We start from the raw sequence: 4,872 nt of genomic DNA, 5'->3' as shown, positions 1-4,872 counted from the left end.
GCCCAGGTCCACCGCCCTACCGGTTCCATCCATGCCCCCTCCATACGCCCCCGGGCCACCCGGCGGGAATCGCATCTTCGGCATCGAGGTCCTTGCGCAAAGCGCGTGACCTCCGAACAGCTCCGCGCCTTCCTGCACCTCGCACGCGAGGGCCGCCTCTCCACCGCCGCGCGCGGGCTGGGCCTCTCCCAGTCCAGACTTTCCCGCCAGTTCCAGGCGCTGGAGGCGAAGGTGGGCGCGCGCCTCCTGTAGCGCCCTGCGTCGGGACGGGCGAGCAAGCAGGCTCGCGATGGCCGGGGGGCCCTGGGACACTTTTCCGGCGCGGGAGGATCACCTAGAACGTCGCCGACCTGGCCAGAAACCAGAAGCAAGACCCCAGTGCCTGGAGCCTGACGACGTGAAGGTGGAAGAGCTCTTCAGTGGGGACGGGGAGATGGCGGTCCGGATGCGTGTGAAGGACTGGTCCTCCACGCCGCTGGGTCCGGTGGAGGGCTGGCCCGTCTCGCTGCGGACCCTCGTCCGCGTCCTGCTCCACTCGCGCCACCCGATGTTCCTCTGGTGGGGACCCGAGCTCATCCAGTTCTACAACGACGCCTACGTGCCCAGCTTCGGCAGGGGCAAGCACCCCGCGGCGCTCGGGCTTCCGGGCCGCGAAACATGGCCGGAGATCTGGCCCATCATCGGACCGCAGATTGAAGACGTGATGCGCGAGGGGAAGGCCAGCTGGAACGAGGACCAGCTCGTCCCCATCTTCCGCAACGGCCGCATCGAGGACGTCTACTGGACCTACGGCTACTCTCCCGTCTTCGACGACGACGGGAAGATTGGCGGCACCCTGGTCGTGTGCACGGAGACCACCGGGCGCATCCTCAGCGAGCAGTCCCTGCGCCAGAGCGAGGAGCGCCTCCGCCGGGTCGTGGAGGCGTCCGGCGTGGGCACCTGGGAGCTGGACGTCGTCACCGGGCGGATGGAGGCGGATGCGCGGATGGCCGCGCTCTTCGGGCTCCCGGAGGCCTCCGGGTTCAGCCTCGCGCGGGCGCTCGAGCACGTCCCCGCCGAGGACCGCGAGCGGCTGCGCGCCGTCATCGACGCCGCGCTCGCCGGGGAGCAGCAGGGCCGCTACCACCTGGAGCACCGGGTGGACATCTCCCCGGGCGGCCCTTCGCGCTGGGTGGAGGCGCGCGGGCAGGTGTCCTTCAATGAGGCCGGGAAGGCGACGCGGTTCGTGGCCACGGCGCTCGACATCAGCGAACGCAAGTGGGCGGAGGAGGAGGTCCGGCACGCGCGCCAGGAGCTCCACAGCTTCCTCATGCAGGCCCCGCTCGGCATCGCCATCCTCAGCGGTCCGAACCACGTCTACACCTTCGCCAACCCTCCCTTCATGTCCATGCTGTTCAGGGGCCGTCCGGTGACGGAACTCCTGAACAAGTCCGTCCGGGAGGCGATCCCGGAGCTGGAGGGCCAGGGCTTCTACGAGATCCTCGACGGCGTGTACCAGACGGGGGAGAGCTTCCATGGCGCGAAGCTGCGCGCGTCCATCGTCCAGGGCGACGGGACCGAACGGGAGATGTTCGTCAATTTCACCTACCAGGCCAAGCGCGACCCGGCCGGGCGCATCGACGGCATCCTGGCGGTCATCTACGAGGTCACGGATCAGGTCAACGAGCAGAAGGAGATCGAGCTGCTCGCGGACAACCTTCGCTCGGCCATCGTCTCACGGGACACGTTCCTGGGCGTCGCGTCCCACGAACTCAACACGCCGCTGACCACGCTCAAGCTGCAGACGCAGATGAGCCAGCGGACCCTGGCGAGGCAGGGCTTCGCGGGGTTTCCTCCCGAGCGGTTCGAGAAGCTGCTCGGCTCCACGCTCTTGCAGGTGGAGCGGCTGGGACGCCTGGTCAACGACATGCTCGATGTGTCCCGCATCAGCACCGGAAAGCTGACGGTGAAGCGCGCGCAGACAGACCTCTCCAGGCTGGTCGCGGAGGTGCTGGAGCGCTTCGCCCCCCAGCTCGAAGCGGCCGGGTGCCAGTTGGAGCGGGACATCGAGGACGGCATCGTGCTGCCGCTCGACGCCGCGCGCATCGAACAGGTGCTGACGAACTTCATCATCAACGCCCTCAAGTACGCGCCCGGCAGGCCGGTGCACGCGAAGCTCGAACGGCGGGGACACGGGGCGCGGTTCAGCCTCCGGGACGAAGGCAGCGGCATCCCGCCGGAGCACCATGAGCGGATCTTCATCCGCTACGAGCGGGCGACGCCCCCTAGTGAGGTCAGCGGGCTGGGGCTGGGGCTCTACATCTCCAAGCAGATCATCCAGGGCCATGGCGGCACCATCGAGGTCGAGAGCGCGCCCGACCGCGGTTCCACCTTCAGTTTCGAGCTTCAGCCGGAGTAGGAAGCCCCATGCCCCGCATGGACAGCCTCGTGGAGTACACGTTGGAGTTGCTGGAGCCGCTCGGCCGGATCCAGGCCCGCTCGATGTTCGGCGGCTGGGGCCTGATGTTCGGCGGCCGGATGTTCGGAATCATCCTCGGGGGCCAGCTCTACCTCAAAGTGGATGACGTCACCCGCCCCGCCTTCGCGGCCGAGGGGTGCCGGCCCTTCTCCTACGAGAGCAAGGGCAAGACCTACGTGATGAACTACTGGACGCCGCCCGTGGACGCGGAGGACGACGGCCGCATGCTGCTGCCGTGGGCCCGCCGCGCCGTGGAGGCCGCCGCCCGCACCGCCGTGAAGAAGGCTGCGGCGAAGAAGGCTCCAGCCGTGAAGAAGGCTCCGACGGCCAAGAAGGCTCCGGCCGCCAAGAAGGCTCCGGCCGCCAAGAAGGCTCCGGCGAAGAAGGCCGCCGCCAAGAAGGCCGCCCCGAAGCCGAAGTCGAAGCCGCGCCTCAAGCCGTCTTGATGGAGGCCACGTCGCCCAGCCCCAGCTCGGCGACGGAGACCTCGCGCATCTTGAACTTCTGCACCTTGCCCGTCACCGTCATCGGGAAGCTGTCCACGAACTTCCAGTAGCGGGGAATCTTGAAGGAGGAGATGCGGCCCGTGCAGAAGGCCGTCAGCGTCTCGGCGGTGAGCGTCGCGCCGGACTTCAGGCGCACCCACGCCATCACCTCCTCGCCGTACTTCACGCTGGGCACGCCGATGACCTGCGCCTCGCTGATGTCGGGGTGCGTGTGGAGGAACTCCTCCACCTCGCGCGGGTACACGTTCTCTCCGCCCCGGATGATCATGTCCTTGATGCGGCCGACAATCTTGACGTAGCCCTCCGCGTCCATCGTCGCCAGGTCGCCGGTGTGCATCCACCCGGCGCGGTCCACCGCCGCCGCCGTGGCCGCCGCGTTCTCCCAATACCCCAGCATCACGCTGTAGCCCCGCGTGCACAGCTCGCCCGGCTGTCCCAGCGGCACCACCGCGCCCGTCTCCGGGTCCACCACCTTCACCTCGATGTGCGGGTGTACGCGGCCCACCGTGGACACGCGCTTGTCCAGGGCATCGTCCAACTGGTTCTGCGTGGACACGGGCGACGTCTCCGTCATGCCGTAGCAGATGGTGACCTCGCGCATGTTCATCCGCGACTGCACCTGCTTCATCACCTCCACCGGACACGGCGAGCCCGCCATGATGCCGGTGCGCAGCGACGACAGGTTGAACTCACCGAAGCGCGGGTGGTCCAGCTCCGCGATGAACATCGTGGGCACGCCGTAGAGCGACGTGCAGCGCTCGGCCTGCACCGTCTGGAGCACCGCCAGCGGATCAAACGCCTCTCCCGGAATCACCATGGTCGCGCCATGGGACGTGCAGGCCAGGTTGCCCATCACCATGCCGAAGCAGTGGTAGAAGGGCACCGGGATGCACACGCGGTCCTCCGGCCCGTAGCGCAGCACCTCGCCCACGAAGAAGCCGTTGTTGAGCACGTTGTGGTGCGACAGCGTGGCGCCCTTCGGGAAGCCCGTGGTGCCGGACGTGTATTGGATGTTGATGGGGTCGTCGAACTGGAGCGACGCCTCGCGCTCCGTCAGCACGTCCTCCGCCACCGCCGCGCCGGCCCGCATCAGCCGGTCCCAGTCCGAGTCCAGCACCAGCGCCTCGCGCAGCCCCGCGCACCGGGGCCGCACCTCCGCCAGCATCTGGAGGTAGTCCGTCTGCCGGAACCCCTTCGCCAGCAGCAGCACGCTGACACCGGCCTGGTTGAGCGCGTACTCCAGCTCTGACGTGCGGTAGGCCGGGTTCAGGTTGACGAGGATGGCGCCCGTGCGCGCCAGCGCGTACTGCGCCACGGTCCATTCAAAGCGATTGGGAGACCAGAGCCCCACCCGGTCCCCCTTCTGGACGCCCAGCGCCAGCAGGCCTCGCGCCACTTGCGTCGTCGCGTCCCAGAACTGGCGCCACGTGACGCGGTAGTTCTGGGATGCCACCACCAGGGCCTCGCGGTCCCCGTACCGCTCGACGGTGCGGCGCAGGTTCTGACCGATGGTTTCTCCCAGCAGCGGGGTGGTGCTGGTGCCGTGGGCATAGGACAGGGCGGTCGTCATCCCGACATCGTCCCCAGGGTCCCCCGGGTCGGCAAGCGTCTGCGGGGACCCGGTGTCCGCTCGGCTTCACCGGGCCCGGGTCCTGCGCGGCTTCCGCATGCGGTCCACGCCCTGACACGCGGCGCAGAAGTAGAGCGTGCGCGCCGCCAGCGGCTGGCCCTTCACCTCCGCGCCGCAGCGAGGACAGGGCAGCCCCGTGCGCCCATACACACAGAAGCGCTCCGCGCGCTTGCGCCCCCGCTTGAGCTCCGGCGACGGGAGCGGCGGTGCACCCGGGCGACCCGGTGGATGCTGTGTCCTTCAGGTATCCCCCTGGGTAATCCCCACCTCCCTCCCCC

At 68.9% G+C, this 4,872-nt stretch carries 5 protein-coding genes; 3 read left to right on the top strand and 2 right to left on the bottom strand.

Annotation, left to right across the window (positions count from 1 at the left end; all coding sequences use genetic code 11):
* Positions 1-105 precede the first annotated feature (105 nt).
* From D7X12_RS39355 to D7X12_RS39345, 3 genes are all read left to right on the top strand, one after another.
* Positions 106-252 carry a helix-turn-helix domain-containing protein gene (locus D7X12_RS39355; RefSeq protein ID WP_244225053.1) on the top strand — a complete coding sequence of 49 codons (147 nt, stop codon included), beginning with the start codon at positions 106-108 and terminating at the stop codon, positions 250-252.
* A gap of 145 nt (positions 253-397) precedes the next feature.
* Positions 398-2,398 carry a sensor histidine kinase gene (locus D7X12_RS39350; RefSeq protein WP_120630285.1) on the top strand — a complete coding sequence of 667 codons (2,001 nt, stop codon included), beginning with the start codon at positions 398-400 and terminating at the stop codon, positions 2,396-2,398.
* A gap of 8 nt (positions 2,399-2,406) precedes the next feature.
* Positions 2,407-2,904, top strand: coding sequence for a TfoX/Sxy family protein (locus tag D7X12_RS39345; RefSeq protein WP_120630284.1), 498 nt, complete (start codon positions 2,407-2,409; stop codon positions 2,902-2,904).
* Here the strand turns inward: D7X12_RS39345 and D7X12_RS39340 are convergent.
* Both D7X12_RS39340 and D7X12_RS39335 read right to left on the bottom strand, forming a co-directional pair.
* Complete coding sequence (locus D7X12_RS39340) at positions 2,891-4,534, bottom strand: AMP-binding protein (RefSeq protein WP_120630283.1); 1,644 nt, start codon at positions 4,532-4,534, stop codon at positions 2,891-2,893. The two genes, D7X12_RS39345 and D7X12_RS39340, sit on opposite strands and share 14 nt — an antisense overlap.
* Positions 4,535-4,600: 66 nt before the next feature.
* On the bottom strand, positions 4,601-4,744 hold the full coding sequence (locus tag D7X12_RS39335; RefSeq protein WP_208719584.1) for a zinc finger domain-containing protein: 144 nt from the start codon (positions 4,742-4,744) through the stop codon (positions 4,601-4,603).
* Between the last annotated feature and the right edge of the window lie 128 nt (positions 4,745-4,872).

The organism is Corallococcus sicarius (genome assembly GCF_003611735.1).
GTDB lineage: Bacteria > Myxococcota > Myxococcia > Myxococcales > Myxococcaceae > Corallococcus > Corallococcus sicarius.
This window is presented reverse-complemented; position numbering and strand designations above follow the sequence as displayed.

Excerpts from the sequence above, each read along its gene's own strand:
- D7X12_RS39345 (WP_120630284.1), top strand. The coding sequence starts at position 2,407 with ATGCCCCGCATGGACAGCCTCGTGGAGTACACGTTGGAGTTGCTGGAG.
- D7X12_RS39340 (WP_120630283.1), bottom strand. The coding sequence starts at position 4,534 with ATGACGACCGCCCTGTCCTATGCCCACGGCACCAGCACCACCCCGCTG.